Source organism: Paracoccaceae bacterium (assembly GCA_012103375.1).
GTDB lineage: Bacteria > Pseudomonadota > Alphaproteobacteria > Rhodobacterales > Rhodobacteraceae > WLWX01.
Genome location: WLWX01000001.1, coordinates 849,802 through 866,456, shown reverse-complemented (window position 1 = coordinate 866,456; position 16,655 = coordinate 849,802). Strand labels below are relative to the sequence as shown.

Below are 16,655 nucleotides of genomic sequence, written 5' to 3'. Positions count from 1 at the left end.
CGCGTCAGCCATCCCCTTCAGCCAGCCGTTTCTGCAACTGGCGAAAAAACTTGTCGCTGCGCCGCGCGAGTACGTAAGCGCAGACACGTTTGGCAAGGTCTGGCCGCCCCCGTTCCAGCGCAAGATTTGCAAGCTCTCGCTGGTAGCGCGGGAAGTCGTGGCGTTCGCGCAAGTGCTGATAAAACATCTGCCGGTCCAGCACGCCATTGATCGCATCGCGTGCGATATGCTGTAGCACCCCCATCTGGTTCAGCGATGATCCAAGCCGGTGGCCCAGAAGCGGGCAGCGCCATTTGATGACATTGTCCGCGCTGTATCGTTCGGCGTGCCCGGCATCGGCAGGCACATATGGGTCGAACAACAGGTGAACCGCCGCTGCGGTTTGGCTGCTGGCCGAGGCGTCGCCGTAGTGATCCGAAAAATCACGGCCCCAGACAGTTTTGTACCGCATCTCCCAGGGGACAACGGATTTGTCCAAAGTCGATTGCGGACTGATCGCGAAAACGGTGCTTCCCGGCGCTGCCGCGCTGAACGCCGCCGCGCCATAGCCGCCCATGGATGCGCCGTAGAATACCACGCGGTCGAACTGCGCGAAGAAGCCTTCGTCGCGAAGCCGGTCGAATTCGGCGCTGACCTGGGGTTCGCGAAACCAGGTCCAGCCGTTTGCCATGACACCCAGCATCGACCAGCCGTTTTTCTCGATAAAGCTGTAACCCCAGGGGCGGCGGTCATCGCGTTTGTTCATCGCGATGTCGAGGTTATCGAAGGTCACCACCAGCGTCTTGCCGCGTTTCACATGCAAGAAAGAGTGATCCCTGACCTCTTTATAAAAACCCGTCGTCCCGGCCAGTTCGCGCGCCACGCTGCCCCAATCGGCCTGACCTTCGCGCGGTTCGGCCGACATGACCGCCCGCCCGGGCGCGTCCGCTGTCGGCTGCACCAGCGTGTTGCAACTGCCGTATTTTTTGAGGAATGGATAAGTGCCCGACCCTTTTGAGATGTCGATGATTAGGCGACTGTCGGGGCCAAGAACCTTGTTCAGAAGTGGTTCGATCGCGCCGATCTTGCGGGTCATGCCAAACCCGTTGACCGACGCGACCACGTCATAGCGGCGCAGACCGCGATGGCTTTTGACCACGGCGATGCTGGACTTCGGAACGCCCTGATCCGTCAGGTTCCTGACGTAAGTTGCCAGCGCATCTTCGGGCGGCGCGGCGATATTTCCGTCCGCGCCCCAGAACACCACGATGATCCGGCTGCCGAATTTGCGGTAAAACGCTGCCGCCAGATCGGGCGCGCCAGCGTTGATGTCGCAGAAGCGATCCACCTCATCCCGGTCAATCGCCGCGATTACCGGTTCAGGCGCGTGCCGGTCCGCTGCTGCGATTGGTGCGGGGACCGGGGCGGGCGCGGGTGCGGCAGCGGCACGCTCGGCAGCTTCGGCGGCCAAGACTTCCGGGCTTTTGCGCATCATATGCGCGGTCGGGCGGGTATCTATCCGGTGCTTCGCCAACAATGCGTCCACTAAGGAGCCTTCTTCGCAGCGACCGTCGAAATTGCCCGCGATATTGCGGAACCGGCGGCCCCAGAAATGGATCGATAGCGTATCAGGCAGCAGCAAAGAGCGGACATAGCCCAGCCGCTTTTTCACAAACACCGCGCGCGCATTCTTGAATGGCACGGGATAGATCACGTGGCCGGGGAAAGAATGGCTGATCTCTCCGGTTTCTTTAAGGAAATGCGATACTGCGTTGGGGCCCCAAACGCCCCAGGGAAGCTCGGACACATGGGTCGGGGTGCCCTTGTCCTTCAGCCCCTGCAACTCATCACGTTTCCAGCGCTTGAACCAGGGCGGGATCGGGTATTCGTCGGACGTAAACTCCAACATCGCGGCCAGCGTCTTGCTGTCCTTGGGCAGACCCAGAACGCCGTTGTTGACCAGCGGTTTGTCGTCGGAAATCCAGCCGTGGAAATGGGTGCCCGGTTTGATGTCCCATGGCCGGTGGCAATAGGCATCCGTATCGGCCCAGATCAGATCGGTATCGCGCAGCATGTTCAAACGGAACAGATCCGCGTGATAGGCCGGGCTGCCGGTCTTGGCGTGGCGGATGATCCGGTTGGTCGGCAGGATGTCCGAAGCCGGTTCCATCCGCACCCCGGCAGGGACGTTTTCGACGCCGTCATAGGTGAACAACACCACCTCATGCCCGTTATCGAGGAACGACTGAACACACAGTTGTTCCAACCAGCTGAGCGATCCACCGATCCAAAGCATTCCAATTGACGGGAGGGTCATGGGCGCGCGGCATCCTATCTTAATTGGCGGAGCGGCAGTCTCCTCCGGGCTTTTTCAGAGGCTAAAGCAGGACGCGGCACAGATGAAGCAGAAGTTGCTTCGATAGGGGGCTGGGGATTGTCGCGAGCATGGCAAGGCATGGCCGGGTCCGGAACCGTATGTAAGCTGATGGTCATTTCACCGGCCGGACAGGTGTTATAGGTTGCGGCGGCGTCGCAGTGGGACCAATCCGATTCACGTCCGGCGAAAAACGGATCTGGTGCGGCCCGGGGCAATTGAACGGAACGCGCGCTTCGTCGATTGTGACGTCGGAAGATCAGGGCTGACGAATACAATGGGGCATTGATGCAGGGGAACCAACGGCCAACGGGAAAGACGTGTTGCGCACCGGCACGGGCGGGCCAACTTGATGGGGCGCCCGTTGATGTGCCGCGCGGTGGCGGCCAGAGCACCGCGCAAACGGTCGAGATCCCCGGCGGGTCAGCGCGTGTTGGCACGAAATCCCCGCAAATTCCCGATGATGGTGAGGGTCCGGTGCGCACAGTCCCGATCAAGCCCTTTCGCATGGCCGCAACCACTGTCACCAACGACGAATTCCGCAACTTCGTCGACGCCACCGGATATCGCACCGAGGCCGAACGCTTTGGCTGGTCTTTCGTATTCTGGAGCCAGGTTCCGCAATCTGTCGGGCCGACGCAGGCCGTCAGCGAGGTGGAATGGTGGCGGCGCGTCGATGGCGCCTGCTGGTTCGCGCCCAACGGCCCGGATACAGGGGGCGACTGCCTGCCTGATCATCCGGTCGTTCATGCCTCGTGGAATGACGCACGGGCCTACGCAGATTGGGTCGGCGGGCGGCTTCCGACCGAGGCGGAATGGGAACATGCCGCGCGCGCCGGGCGTGGGGACATCCGGTTTCCCTGGGGCGATGACGAACCGAATGATACCGATTTCACGCCCTGCAACATCTGGCAGGGTGAGTTTCCGAAACTGAACACGGCCGCAGACGGGTATACGACAACCGCCCCGGCAATGTCCTTTGCCCCAAACCCCTGGGGGCTTTACAATCTTGCGGGCAATGTCTGGGAATGGACCGCCGACCCTTACCGGGTGCGATCGCTGAAACGTTCGGTCAAGACGCGGTTGTCGGGGATGCGGGGCTATAAGTTGTCCAAGGGCGGGTCGTTTCTGTGCCACCGCAGCTATTGCTATCGCTACCGCATCGCCGCCCGGTCAGGTACGTCGCCGGACAGTTCGACAACGCACCACGGGTTCCGTGTGGTCTGGTCAGATTGAGCGTAAAAAGGGCGCCATCCAAAATATCTGAGTCGCTGATGGAACGGCCCGCGCCCGGTGCGCGCCAAAGGCGCAGGGCGCGTTGGTCTTCTGACAGTGTTGCGGATCAAATAGCGGGCGCGCGCATCTCTCTCTGAAGTGTCTGGAACGTGGCCAGACCGTCCGGCAGGGCGTCGATGCCCAGCCCCGGCTTGTCTGAACAGTGCCACAACCCTTCGGACACAGGCTCTGCCCCGTCAAAGAACAAGGAGCGTAGCGGGTTATCGTTGACGTCCACCTCCAGAAGCCCGTCACCGCCAACACCGGCCAGCAATTCTGCCGAGGCGGCCATGCCCACCCCTGCCCCCAGAAAATGCGGGAAATATCGGCGGCCCCCGGCCAATGCGTTTTGCGCAACGGCCAGATTGCCGGTCACGCCGCCCCATTTCGCTACATCCGGCTGGATCACCGACAAAACGCCCGCCCTGATCGCATCGGCGAAGTCGGTCTGGCCGATGATATTCTCACCCCCGGCCAGCGGGATTGTCGCGTGATCCGCTAGGGACCGCCAATCAGCCGCATCGCTGAACACGGGAAGCGGTTCTTCCAGCCAATGTAGGGGCGCGCCAGCAATGCCGGTCAGGAATGACTTCGCCTGATCCAACGTCCAGGCCTGATTGGCGTCGCAGGCGATCACTTCATCCTCTGTCAGTTCCGATTGTAGTCGCAGCACTGCGGCGATGTCGGCGTCCATGTCGAAACCCACTTTCAACTTGAAGCGCCTATGTCCGGCTGCCCGCGCCTGCGGCATCAGGTCATCCGCCGCCGATATCTGAATGCCGCTGGCATAAGCGGGCACAGACCCCGGTGCGTCCGCACGAATCAGACGGCGCAGCGGCACACCGGCGCGCCGCGCGACCAGATCCCAAAGCGCGATATCCAACCCGGCGATCACCTGCGCGAAGGGCCCAACCTCGCCACATTGGACGGCCCTGATCCGGGTCTGGGCGTCAAGCCGGTGAAAGAACTCTGTCGGAGAGGCGAAAGTCGTCCCAAGCACCAGATGCGCCACATCCATTTCCAGCAAACGGACACGGTGTTCTGCACCGGCGGCGGGCCAGTTTGCCCAGATCTCTCCCCAGCCGAACGCGCCGTCACGATCTTCAAGGCGGACCAATACCGCCGGGCGATCGTGCATGACGCCAAAGGACGTGGCGACGGGTTTTCTGGTGGGGCAGCGAAAGGCCCAGGCCTGAATACGAGCAATGTTGATCATCAAAGAAGGTCCATTTCCAGGCGAACAAAGTCGCTGCGATAAGTCACGTCGGCCAGATAGATCACCTTATCCTGACCGTCGCAGAGTACGCGCCGAACCTCGACCACCGGATCGCCCACTGCCAGGTTCAAAAGCCCGGCGGTGTCATAGTCGCATCTGCCAATCGTCAGTGACTGGCGCGCGCGGGCAACCTCGATATCGTCGGAATCGACCAGGACCGGCAAGGCAAGCTGTGTTCGAAGCTGCGCCTCATGCCGGGCGAAAAGCGTCTTTTCGAAATAGATCGAGATGACACAATAGGTCTCTCCGTCGCGGGTGTGGGTGCGGCGCAGCAGGTGATAACCACTGTCCGCCAATGTGCCGATCAGCGGCTTGCCCGGCACTTCGGCGTCACGGTCTTCCAGAAGATCAAGCGCCAGTTCGTCGCCACGATAATGGTCGGCCAAGGTGGACAGGCGGGTACCCAGATGCAGCCGGTCGCGTACCGGAGGCGGCGGCAAAACCGTCGTCCCGCGCCCGCGCCGCGATTCCAGCAGGTCTTCTTCCTCGAGGATCTTCAGCGCCTGCCGCACGGTGATCTTCGCCACCGAGTATTCTTTCGAAAGCTCTGAAATTGTTGGCAAAAGCTCGCCAGGTTTCCAGACGCCGCGATCCAGGTTCTGGCGAAGAATCTCGGCAATCTGAAGATACAGCGGGGATCGGCTTTGCCGCAGCGTGTTGGTCATTGAAGGTGTCATCCCGATTAATCCTAAAAACCTATATATAGAATTTTTGTTGCACCACCAACAGAATTCTATTAATCCCATTATTAGAACTTTTGGGGCAGATTCGTGCGCGGCTTTGACTATATCATCATCGGATCGGGGACGGCGGGGGCAACATTGGCCGCGCGCCTGACCGAGGATAGCGCCGCGCGGGTTCTGGTTCTGGAAGGCGGCGGCGCGGATCGCGGGTTCTGGCTGATTGTGTTGAAAAACTCCGAAATCAGAGCGTCGCGGATTTCTTGCGAAAACCTATGAAGCGAAATAGTCGGAAAGCTTTGACCACGAGACAGCGCATGGCTGCGCGTGAGCGCATGTAGGCGATTTGGGCCGACCCCCGCGCCAAAAATTTAGGATCGGGCTGCATGGAAAGAAAAATCATCGTTCAGGCCCTAAAACGGAGTTTTTCAACACAATCGGCTGAAACTGCCGGTCGGCTATTACAAATCCATCTATGACAGCCGTGTTGCGCATCTGTATCGCGGTGACCCGGACCCCGGCATTGCCGGGCGACGGATGGATTGTCCGCGCGGGCGGGTCGTGGGGGGATCAAGCTCGATCAACGGGTTGATCTATATCCGGGGCCAGCATGCGGATTTTGACGATTGGGCCGCGCAGGGCGCGGACGGCTGGGCGTTTGACGATGTACTGCCACATTTCCGCGCCTTCGAAACCTATGACGGTGCGCCTTCGCAGTATCGCGGCACCCATGGGCCGCTACAGGTGTCGGACCTGCGTAACGACAACCTGGCCTGTTTCGACTGGCTGGAGGCAGCGCGCGCCCATGGTTTGCCAAAGAACGATGACTTCAACGCCGAGGCGTCCCATGGTGTCGGGTCATACCAACTGACGCTGCGCGGACGCTGGCGCGACAGTGCGGCAACCGCGTTTTTGCATCCTGCCCTGAAACGCCCCAACCTGACATTGCAGACCGGTGCCCATGTCACCGAAATCCTGTTCGACGGCCCCCGCGCAACCGGCGTCCAATATGTCAGCGGCGGCACGACACATAAGGTTCATGCCGATTGCGAGGTTATTTTGTGCGGCGGGTCCGTTCAGTCACCCCAGCTATTGCAATTGTCCGGAATTGGCCCCGCTGACCTGTTGCAAAGCCACGGCATCAAAACGCGCCACGACGCGCCCGAAGTGGGCGAGAACCTGCAGGATCACCTGCAAATGCGTACCATCGTCGAGTTGGAAGATCGCGGAGCATCGCTCAACGATCATATCCGCAATCCGATCAGCCTGGCCCGGATGGGCCTTGAATGGCTGTTGCAATCGCGCGGGCCGCTAACCGTTGGCGCAGGTCAGGTGGGGGGTGCTGCCTGCACCAAATACGCCGAGGGCGGGCGCCCCGATCTGCAATTGTTTGTCATGCCGCTGTCGGTCGACAAGCCCGGCACGCCGCTGCACCGGTATTCCGGGTTCACAACGTCATTCTGGCAGTGCCATCCCGAAAGCCGTGGGTCGATACATATCGCCAACACCGATCCTTTCGCGGATCCGCAAATCCGCACGAACTACCTTGCGACTGAAAAGGACCAGAATGTCATCGTCGAAGGGCTGCGCCTGGTGCGCGAGCTTTATAACCGGCCCGAATTCCGCCATCGCTGGCAGCGCGAGGTTATTCCGGGCGACCAATACCAGACCGATGCCGAGATGTTGGACGCCGTGCGCAATATGGCGGGGACGGTCTATCACCTTGTCGGCACCTGCCGCATGGGCTCGGACGCTAAGGCCGTTGTGGACCCAGCGCTGCGGGTCAACGGTGTCGAGGGGCTGCGGGTTGTCGATGCCTCGGTCATGCCGAAGATCACCTCGGCCAATACCAATGCCCCCACATTCATGATCGCCGAAAAGGCCGCCGCGATGATCCGCGCTGATGCCGCCGGGACAACACAGGACAAAACGCATGCCCATTGAAATTCGCAACCCCGCCGCCCCGGACCAGATTGTGGCGACCTATGACGAAACCCCGATGGAGGCGTTGGACGGTTGTGTCGCCCGCGCACGTCAGGCGCAGATCAAATGGGCCGAAACACCCCAGCCCGAGCGTGGCGCACAGGTCGCCAGATATGTCGACGCCCTGGAAGCACGCATCGAAGACATTGCCCAGTCGATTACCAAAGAAATGGGCAAGCCGCTGGCCGAAGCACGCGGTGAGGTCGCCAAGGCCGTGGGCGAGGCACGCGCCTGCATCGGTCGCGCCAGCGCCCCGATCGGAGAGGTCTTTGCCTCGCAGATCCCCGGAACGGTCACCTATTCCACTCGTCGCCCGCGCGGTGTGATCCTTGGCATCAACCCCTGGAACTTTCCGTTCAGCACGCCGATGCGCAAAGCGATCCCGGCGTTGGTGTACGGCAATGCGATCCTGCTCAAACCCGCGTCGCTGACACCGGGTGCTGTCGCGCTTATGGCAGAAATTGCGGCTGGCATCCTGCCGGCGGACCTTGTGCAATCCGTGATCGGGGGCGGTGCCCTGGGGCAGGCCCTGTCAGAACATAACGGCGTCGACGCCATCAGCTTTACCGGCTCGGTCGGCGTCGGCAAGCGTGTCGCGATTGCGGCGGCGGGACATCTGGCGGAAATCTCGCTGGAACTTGGCGGCAAGAACCCCGCGATCCTGAACGACGCGGGCAACATGGATGCGGCACTTGATCAGATCATGGCATCGGCCTTCGCGGTGTGCGGCCAAAGATGCACCGCCGTCAGCCGGGTCATCGTGAACCGCGCGCTGGAGGACACGGTCGTCGCAGGTCTGGCCGCACGGGCCAAGGCGATGCAACCGATGGACGGAGCACTGGACGGCGCAAAGATCGGTCCGCTTTCCAGCGCGCAACAGGTCCAGGATGTGGATGGCTTCGTCACCCGCGCCAAGGCAGCTGGTGCGACCGTTGCGGCGGGCGGAGAGAAGCTCCGATCAGACACAGGCGGGTATTTTTACGCGCCCACCATCCTGTCAAACGTTACGCGTGACATGGAAGTTGCCCGAGACGAGGTGTTCGGCCCGGTCCTGTCCGTCATCGCCTATGACACCGTGGACGAGGCGCTGAGCATCGCCAATGACGTCGCATTCGGCCTGTCGTCGTGCCTCTATTCCGAACGCACAGACGTCGTGGAACGTTTCGTCGCAGAAAGCGAAAGCGGCATGATCCACGTGAATGCGGGCAGCTTCCCCGAAAACCACGTGCCCTTTGTCGGCATCAAGGACAGCGCCATGGGTGTCAGGGGGTCCAATGGGCCGTCAACCATCCAGTTCTACACCACGGAACACACCGTTTATCGTCGGGCGGCGGTTTGACACGATGACGAAGAAGCCAAATATCCTGATGATCATGGCCGACCAGCTGGCCCCGCAGGCGCTGTCGTTCCATGGCAACACCGTCTGCAAGACCCCGCATCTGGACCGTCTGGCAGCCAACAGCGTGGTGTTTGACAACGCCTATTGCAACTATCCGGTCTGCGTTCCGTCGCGCGCCTCGATGATGTCAGGGCGGCTGACGCCCGCGATCGAGGTTTGGGACAACGCCTGCGAATTGCCCACCAGTCAGCCGACCATGGCGCATCATCTGCGTCATCTGGGGTATCACACGGTTCTGTCGGGCAAGATGCATTTCATCGGCCCCGATCAGATGCACGGCTTTGATGAACGCACGGTGACCGATGTGTACCCCTCGGGCTTTGACTGGGTGGCAGATTGGGACGCCGGTCCGGCGTTTGTGCCGTCAGCCACCGGTCTGAACGGTGTCGTCGATGCCGGACCGGCGGCGCGCACATTGCAGGAAGATTTCGACGAAGAGGTCGCTCATGCCTCGGTTCAGACGATCTATGATCTGGCGCGGCGTAGCGATGATGCGGGACCGTGGTTCCAGATCGCCTCTTTCACCAGCCCGCACACGCCGTTTGTTGCGGCGCGGAAATACTGGGATCGCTACGACCCGGATGAGATCGACCTGCCCAAGGTTGGCGCGCTGCCGTTTGAGGACCTCGACCATGCCTCACGCGCGCTGTTCTTCGCCCACGGGCGGCATCGGCATCGGGTAAGCGATGACGATCTGCGGCGTTCACGCCACGGGTACTATGCAATGATCTCGTTCATTGACGACAAGGTTGGTGAAATCCTCGGCGCGCTCGACGAAAGCGGGCAAGCCGACGATACCGTCATCTTTTTCTGTGCTGACCACGGAGAGATGCTGGGCGAGCGTGGCATGTGGTTCAAGCAAAGCTTCTTTGACTGATCCGCGCGGGTGCCGCTGTTGGTGTCAGCGCCGGGCAAATACGCGCCGCGCCGGGTCAAGGACTGTGTGTCGCTGGTCGATCTTCTGCCGACGCTGGTGGGTATCGCGGGGGGCGAGGTGACGTTGCCTTGCGACGGGGAAAGCCTGGATCCGGCGCTGACCGGCGTGGGCACCCGTGATCTGGCCATCTCGGATTATTACGGGATCGGGCCATGCGTGCCGTACCGGATGGTTCGTCAGGGTCGGTTCAAGCTGATATTCACGCATGGTCACCCCGATCAGCTGTTCGATCTAGAGGATGACCCGGATGAGCTGCGCAATCTTGCCGATGACCCGGCGCATGCGGGCACCCTGTCCGGGCTGAGGGCGATTTTGCTGGATGGCTGGGATCCGGCGGCGATCGACCAAAAAATTCGCACCAGTCAGGCGGAACGGCTGTTCCTTAAGGCGACGAGGCGCGGTATGTGCGCCGGGGAACCGGCGGCGTGGACGGCACCAAGGCCAACCGCCGACTGCCAAGGATTGATCCGATTGCGCCGCATTTCCCAGATCTGTCGCAGGACGATGTGGCCGCGATCATTGATGGCCGGATGCCCCTGCCCGCCTATCTGCAAACAGGAGAGCACGATGTCGACAGCTCCTGATCATCCGAACCACGGCACATTCTGCAAAACCGAAAGACGCCCCGATGCATAGCGCGCTGACAGATCGGGCGTTCGGCTGGGCCATCGGGCTGGCGTCGATCCTGCTGGTCGGGCTGACGCTTTATACGGCCTATTTCGGCGTATTTCCCGATGGTCTGCAACGCAGCGCGCATCTGCTTCTGGTGATGGCGCTGGTCTATGTTGGCGCATTGCGTGCCTTCGTTTTCGGGGGATGGCGCTGCGAATGGCAGCGTTGTGCTGCAAAGGATCTGGTGCCTTGTGGTTCTGAGCGCTGGCATCATCGCCACCGGGCATCACATTATCAATTTTGACGCCATCAACGACCGCTGGGGCGAGATCACCCAGCTTGAGATCATATTCGCAGTCATTCTGGTGATTGCCTTGTTTGATGCCTGTCGGCGCACCATAGGCTGGCCCATTGTGATCCTGGCGGGAATCTTCATCGCCTATGGGTTGCTTGGCGCCTATCTGCCCGATGGGCTGGCGCACCGTGGCTATTCACTGAAGCGTGTCACGGCGCAGCTATACCTTGGCGGCGGTGGCATTTTCGGCACCCCTCTGGGTGTCAGCGCCACGTTTGTCACCGGCGTCGTGGTGCTTGGGGCGCTGCTGGAAAAGACCGGCGCGGGCCAGGTGCTGATGGATTTCGCCACCGGCCTGACGGGCCGGATGCGCGGCGGGCCTGCAAAGGCCGCCGTGGTCGGGTCCAGCCTGATGGGTATGATTTCCGGCACTGCCGTGGCCAATGTGCTGACCACTGGCCCAATCTCGATCCCGCTGATGCGCAAAAGCGGCTATCGCAAGGAAGCCGCCGGCGCGATCGAGGCTGTCGCCTCGACCGGTGGGCAGTTGATGCCGCCGGTCATGGGCGCCGCGGCCTTCATCATGGCCGAGTTCACCTCGACATCATACCTGACCATTGCGAAGGCGGCGTTCCTGCCCGCCGTGATCTTCTATGCCGTGCTGCTGGCCATGGTGCATTTCGAAGCGGTAAAACAGAATATCCCGCTGTTGCGGGACGCGTCGTCCAGAACCGACTGGGCTTCGATCCTGCGGCGCGCCTATCTGCTGGCGCCACTGCCGGTCTTTGTTGGCATGTTGCTGAACGGCTATTCGATCATGCTGTCGTCATTCTGGGCGGTGGCGACCTCGGTGATCGTCAGTTTCCTCAACCGGGCCTCGGCACAGACGCCGCGCCGGATGGTTGAAACTGCGATGACGGCGGCGAATGCGGTCATCCCGGTTGCGTTGGCCTGTGCTGCGGCTGGGTGCATTATCGGCATCATCACCTTGACCGGGATCGGCCTGAAGTTTTCGACCCTTGTGGTCCTTCTGTCGGGCGGACAATTGCCATTGGCGTTGGTGCTGACGATGCTGACCTGCCTGATCCTGGGCATGGGCCTGCCCACTGCGGCGGCCTATATTCTGGTCGCAACGCTGGTGGCGCCTGCGCTGGTCGATCTTGGCGTCAGCCTGCTGGCGGCGCATCTGTTCGTCCTCTATTCCGCGATGTTGTCGTCGATCACACCGCCGGTGGCGCTGGCGGCTTATGCTGCGGCCTCAATCTCGCAAGGGAACCCGCTGAAAATCGCCGTTCTGGCGTGCCAGTTCGGGATGGGCGCCTTCGCGGTCCCGTATTTCTTCGTCTACGACCCTGCCTTGCTGGCCATTGATGTCACCTGGGTGCAGATCACCCTGTCGTTCATCACCGCGATTGCCGGGGGCGTATCAGCCAGCATTGCGATGATGGGCGTGTTCGCCATCCGACTGAGCCTGATCGAGCGGCTTGGATTTGCGCTGGCCGCAGTCCTGTTCCTCAGCTCGGATTGGCGCTTTGACGCCTTGGCGGTGCTGGTTGCCGCCGCGCTTATCGTCTGGAACCTGCGCAACGCATCCGCCCAAACCAACAACCTGGAAGAACCAAGCAAACCAACCACAGAGGGAGTTACCAAATGAAACACACACTCAGATCCGCGCTGATCGCCGCGACCACGCTTGTGGTTCCGGCAAGCGTTCAGGCTGCCGACTTCTTGTCGATCGGCTCCTGCCCGGTCGGCTGCACGGCTTACACCTGGTCCGCTGGCATTGCCGATGTCATCAACAAGAATGTTGAGGGGGTCGAGGCAACAGCCGAGGAGACCAAAGGCTATGTCGCCAACATCAACCTGCTTCAGGGTGGCGAGATCGAAACCTCGATGGCAACCTCGCTGTCGTCTTATGAGGCATGGGCCGCGACCGGACCCTATGAAGGCACCGAGGCGGGCAAGATCCTGTCGTGGATGTCGATTGCCCCGGTGGCGATGCACATCATCACGCTGGAAGGCAGCTCGGTCAATTCGGTCGAAGATTTGAAAGGCAAGCGCGTCGGCATGGGCCAGCCCGGTGGCGTGTCGATGCTGGATGCCAACGCACTGATGGGCATGGTCGCCGGCGATGATTTTGAGGATTTCCGCGTGCGCCTTGGCGACATGGTCGACATGCTGAGCGATGGCAACATTGATGCGGCGCTTTGGAACGGCTCTTTCCCGCTGCCGCCGGTCATCAAACTTAGCGCGCAGCGCGATGTGCGGCTGATCCCGATTTCGGATGAGTTTTACGCCAAGGTCAGCGCCGAATTCCCGCCCTACTTCCGCCTGTCGATCCCCGGCGGCACCTATGAGGACGTGGCCGAAGACACCCCGACCTATGGTCTGGCCAATGGTCTGGTGATCTCGGCAGATGTGTCCGAGGACCGCGTCTACCAGATGACCAAGGCGATCTTTGAAAGCCTGGACGATCTGGCGGGTGTGCATCCGGCCTTTGGCCGCGTTTCGAAGGAAACCGTGCTGAACGGCTTTGGTGCCCCGCTGCACCCCGGTGCGCTGAAGTACTATCGCGAGATTGGCGTGCCCGGCATCGAAGAGTTCGTTGCCCGCACCAGCGGCTGATCTGAAACACCACTGCCCGCCCTGGCCACGCGCCGGGGCGGGCATTACCCTGGCAGGAGGCACCCCGATGACCCGTCCCAACATCCTTGTCATTCAGGCGGACCAGATGACGGCGCTGTGCCTGTCAGCCTATGGCAAGCCCTATGCGATTACGCCGAATATCGACAAGATGGCGGCAAACGGAACGACCTTCGCCAACAGCTATTGCAACAACCCGGTTTGCGGGCCGTCGCGCGCCTCGATGATGACGGGGCGCTTGCCCTCGGACGTCGGCGTCTTCGATAACGGTGCCGAGTTCCTGCCGTCTGAGCCGACATACGCCCACTATCTGCGCAAGCTGGGCTACGATACTGTTGAAGAAGTCGATGTTTTGGTCGGCGCGTTGTTGAGCGAGAGGCGGCCGCGCGCCGTTTTCTTTCACGTTGGCACTGTTGCTGGCACCAACTTCGCCAGTTTCCGGAGGTTTTGAGCTGTTGCTGCGAGTTGGAACTGTTCGGTTGCGCCTTTGGGTCCTCGAAGCCGCATCATCTGCACGCCGATGTATCGTTTCAGGTGGGCAAAGAGCATTTCAACCTTCCGCCTTTGGATGAACGACGTCATGTAGGCATCTGTTTTTCGGATATCGCGAGCGACGTCTCGGGCGGCTTCGTGAACGGACCGCATAAGGCGTCTGCCGTCGTCCTTCGGACAGCATTGCGACTTCAGAGGGCATGCGTCGCAATCGTGCTTTGAGGCTCGGTATCTGATGAACCCGTCTTTGCTGCCATTGGGCTTTCGCGGTTTTGAGAAGTTCCGCCGATATGTTTGCAAGGCTTTGCCGGTCGGGCAAGTATAGCTGTCGGTCGCCGGGTCGTAGACAAAGTCTTCGCGTGAGAATGTGCCGTCAGTTCGTTTTGACTTATCCCAGACCGGAATGTGGGGTTCGATTTGACGTTCGTCCACAAGCCAGCCCAACATCTCGGCTGATCCGTAACCCGTATCACCCACAAGCTTGTCAGGTTTGATGCCAAACCGCTCATGTACACGATCGATCATCTCCCTTGCTGCCCGCGCCTCTGCAGGCCGGATCGGAGCCGTCGGCTCGACGTCCACGATGACTGCATTATCCAAATCGACCATATAGTTAGTGGAATAGGCAAAGTAGGCGGCTCCCCCGTCAGCCCCAGTCCAACGCGCTGCTGGATCAGCCGGTGAGATGTATTTGGGGACGACCTTGGTCGCAGCACCGAAGGCCACATCATCCAGCGTCTCGAGATATTCGTCGACGGCACGGGACGTCAGATCTGCTGGCAGTCCGTCTTTGCTTTCAACGCCGCGCGTCTGGTTTGCATTCGCGGGGATCAGACTGGCATCAACACCAAAGCTGTGGCCGCCAACCAGCCCCTCATCCATGCAGCGCTGCAAAACGACCTCGAACAAATGTCGGAACAAACCGCTCTCGCGGAAACGGCCATGCCGGTTCTTAGAGAATGTCGAATGGTCGGGCACTGGATCAGCCAAATCAAGCTTACAAAACCAACGATACGCCAGATTGACATGAACCTCTTCGCAAAGCCGTCGCTCGGAACGGATGCCCTGACAATAGCCCAACAACAGCATGCGGATCATCAGTTCAGGATCAATCGAAGGGCGGCCATTGGCACTGTAGTATGAAGCGAGCAAGGGGCGCACACCTGTCAGATCAAGGAAGCGATCAATTCCCCGGACGGGATGATCCTTCGGCACAAAACTCTCGATCGAGAACTCATAGAACAGCGCGCCTTGCGCAACTTGCCTTGGACCCATCATCGCCGAACCCTCCACCCTCAAAACAAGTGAATCAGAGCGTGCGCGGCCAATCAACGGACTTTTTCAACAGTATCCTACAAGACGACCCTTTCGGGCAAGATGCATTTCGTCGGGCCGGACCAGTTGCACGGGTTCGAAGAACGCCTGACCACCGATATTTACCCATCCGATTTTGCCTGGACGATGGATTGGGACAAAACGGACGAGGCTTATGCGCCTTCGGTCATGAGCCTGCTGAGCGTCGTGGAATCCGGCCAGTGCGAACGCAACCTGCAACTGGACTATGACGAAGAGGTTTTCATCGCGGCGCGCAAGGAGCTTTATGATCACGCCCGTTCGACCGATGATCGCCCGTTTCTGCTGCATGTGTCCTTCACGCAGCCGCACAATCCGTTCGTTGCGGGCCGCAAATACTGGGACATGTACGAAGGCCGCGATATTCCCGCGCCCGCGGTGCCCTATATCCCCTTTGAAGACCGGGATCCCTGGTCACAGCGCTATTTCATGACCATCCGGCAGGATGAATTCGACATCACGCCCGCGCAGCTTGAAAGTTCGCGCCGCGCCTATTTCGCCATGGTCACCCATATTGACGAGTTGGTTGGCGGGCTGATCGAGACGCTGGACAGCATCGGGCAGCTGGATAACACCTATGTCTTCATGATCTCGGATCATGGCGAGATGCTGGGCGAACGCGGCATGTGGTTCAAGTTCAACCCCTATGAAGCATCGTTGCGCGTGCCGATGATCATGCAGGGCCCTGGCGTCAAGGCGGGTCACCGGGAAGAGGCGAATGCCTCACTCGTCGACCTGATGCCGACGTTTACGGACATTGCCAGCGGCGGGACATTCGATGGCTACGTGGCCCCCCATGATGGTCGCAACCTGCTGAATCTGCCCGAACGCAACACCCCCGAAGACCACGTTTTCATCGAATCCACCGGCGAAAGTCTTTATGGCCCCGCCTTCATCATGATCGAGGGCGCAAAAAAGCTGATCTATACGCGCAGCGATCCCATGATGTTCTTTGACACCAAGGCGGATCCGCTGGAGCTGACCAATCTTGCCGACGCCCCAGAGCATCAGGATCAGATCAACCGTATGTTCGCAGTGATGCAGGATCGGTGGGACGAAGAGGCGCTGGAAAAACGCATCCGCGCCTCGCAGAAAAAACGCATGTTCGTCCATGACGCCATGAAACACGGACGCTTTCCAACCTGGGATTTTGGCCCCGACTATGATCCCGGCAAAGTCTATGTTCGCGGCGGCACCGATCCGAATACGACGGCCACCAAGCAACGCGGGCGGTTCCCTTACGTTCCGGTCACGCCGCCGCAATTCCCGCGCGAAGGCTGATTCAGGGGCGCGGCCAAGGACACAAGCCCGCTATTTGGGCACGGAATGGCACGCATCCGCAGTCTGTAAATAGACG

14 protein-coding genes are annotated in these 16,655 nt (G+C 60.6%); 10 read left to right on the top strand and 4 right to left on the bottom strand.

What is annotated here, in order from left to right:
- Positions 1 to 4: 4 nt before the first annotated feature.
- Positions 5 to 1,387 (bottom strand): hypothetical protein, encoded by a 1,383-nt coding sequence (locus GKR99_04500; GenBank protein NKB26844.1) that lies wholly within the window; start codon positions 1,385 to 1,387, stop codon positions 5 to 7.
- 1,254 nt (positions 1,388 to 2,641) lie between these two features.
- On the opposite strand from GKR99_04500, the gene GKR99_04495 reads away from it, so the two are divergent.
- Positions 2,642 to 3,589 carry an SUMF1/EgtB/PvdO family nonheme iron enzyme gene (locus GKR99_04495; GenBank protein ID NKB26843.1) on the top strand — a complete coding sequence of 316 codons (948 nt, stop codon included), beginning with the start codon at positions 2,642 to 2,644 and terminating at the stop codon, positions 3,587 to 3,589.
- A gap of 106 nt (positions 3,590 to 3,695) precedes the next feature.
- Here the strand turns inward: GKR99_04495 and GKR99_04490 are convergent, their stop codons facing one another.
- Entirely contained in the window at positions 3,696 to 4,844 is a 1,149-nt protein-coding gene (locus GKR99_04490) for a mandelate racemase/muconate lactonizing enzyme family protein (protein ID NKB26842.1), read from the bottom strand.
- Entirely contained in the window at positions 4,844 to 5,581 is a 738-nt protein-coding gene (locus GKR99_04485) for a GntR family transcriptional regulator (GenBank protein NKB26841.1), read from the bottom strand. The genes GKR99_04490 and GKR99_04485 overlap by 1 nt, the downstream gene beginning before the upstream one ends.
- A 93-nt stretch (positions 5,582 to 5,674) precedes the next feature.
- Here GKR99_04485 and GKR99_04480 point away from each other — a divergent pair, with 93 nt between their 5' ends.
- The 8 genes from GKR99_04480 (at position 5,675) to GKR99_04445 (ending at position 13,904) form a co-directional block, all read left to right on the top strand.
- Complete coding sequence (locus GKR99_04480; GenBank protein ID NKB26840.1) at positions 5,675 to 5,863, top strand: FAD-binding protein; 189 nt, start codon at positions 5,675 to 5,677, stop codon at positions 5,861 to 5,863.
- Positions 5,864 to 6,025: 162 nt separating this feature from the next.
- The gene (locus GKR99_04475; protein ID NKB26839.1) at positions 6,026 to 7,528 is read left to right on the top strand and encodes a choline dehydrogenase; all 1,503 of its coding nucleotides are present in this window, start codon (positions 6,026 to 6,028) and stop codon (positions 7,526 to 7,528) included.
- The gene (locus tag GKR99_04470) at positions 7,518 to 8,906 is read left to right on the top strand and encodes an aldehyde dehydrogenase family protein (protein ID NKB26838.1); all 1,389 of its coding nucleotides are present in this window, start codon (positions 7,518 to 7,520) and stop codon (positions 8,904 to 8,906) included. Before GKR99_04475 ends, GKR99_04470 begins: the two co-directional genes overlap by 11 nt.
- The gene (locus GKR99_04465) at positions 8,842 to 9,843 is read left to right on the top strand and encodes a sulfatase-like hydrolase/transferase (GenBank protein ID NKB26837.1); all 1,002 of its coding nucleotides are present in this window, start codon (positions 8,842 to 8,844) and stop codon (positions 9,841 to 9,843) included. The genes GKR99_04470 and GKR99_04465 overlap by 65 nt, the downstream gene beginning before the upstream one ends.
- Before the next feature lie 9 nt (positions 9,844 to 9,852).
- On the top strand, positions 9,853 to 10,539 hold the full coding sequence (locus GKR99_04460) for a hypothetical protein (protein NKB26836.1): 687 nt from the start codon (positions 9,853 to 9,855) through the stop codon (positions 10,537 to 10,539).
- Between the two features lie 146 nt (positions 10,540 to 10,685).
- Positions 10,686 to 12,464: a TRAP transporter fused permease subunit gene (locus GKR99_04455; GenBank protein ID NKB26835.1), complete on the top strand. Its 1,779-nt coding sequence runs from the start codon at positions 10,686 to 10,688 to the stop codon at positions 12,462 to 12,464.
- On the top strand, positions 12,461 to 13,435 hold the full coding sequence (locus tag GKR99_04450) for a TAXI family TRAP transporter solute-binding subunit (GenBank protein ID NKB26834.1): 975 nt from the start codon (positions 12,461 to 12,463) through the stop codon (positions 13,433 to 13,435). Before GKR99_04455 ends, GKR99_04450 begins: the two co-directional genes overlap by 4 nt.
- A 67-nt stretch (positions 13,436 to 13,502) precedes the next feature.
- Entirely contained in the window at positions 13,503 to 13,904 is a 402-nt protein-coding gene (locus tag GKR99_04445) for a sulfatase-like hydrolase/transferase (protein NKB26833.1), read from the top strand.
- On the opposite strand, the gene GKR99_04440 is transcribed toward GKR99_04445, so the two are convergent.
- Positions 13,853 to 15,223: a transposase gene (locus GKR99_04440; GenBank protein NKB26832.1), complete on the bottom strand. Its 1,371-nt coding sequence runs from the start codon at positions 15,221 to 15,223 to the stop codon at positions 13,853 to 13,855. The genes GKR99_04445 and GKR99_04440 overlap by 52 nt on opposite strands.
- Positions 15,224 to 15,322: 99 nt before the next feature.
- On the opposite strand from GKR99_04440, the gene GKR99_04435 reads away from it, so the two are divergent.
- Positions 15,323 to 16,579 (top strand): sulfatase-like hydrolase/transferase, encoded by a 1,257-nt coding sequence (locus GKR99_04435; GenBank protein NKB26831.1) that lies wholly within the window; start codon positions 15,323 to 15,325, stop codon positions 16,577 to 16,579.
- The last annotated feature ends 76 nt before the right edge of the window (positions 16,580 to 16,655 follow it).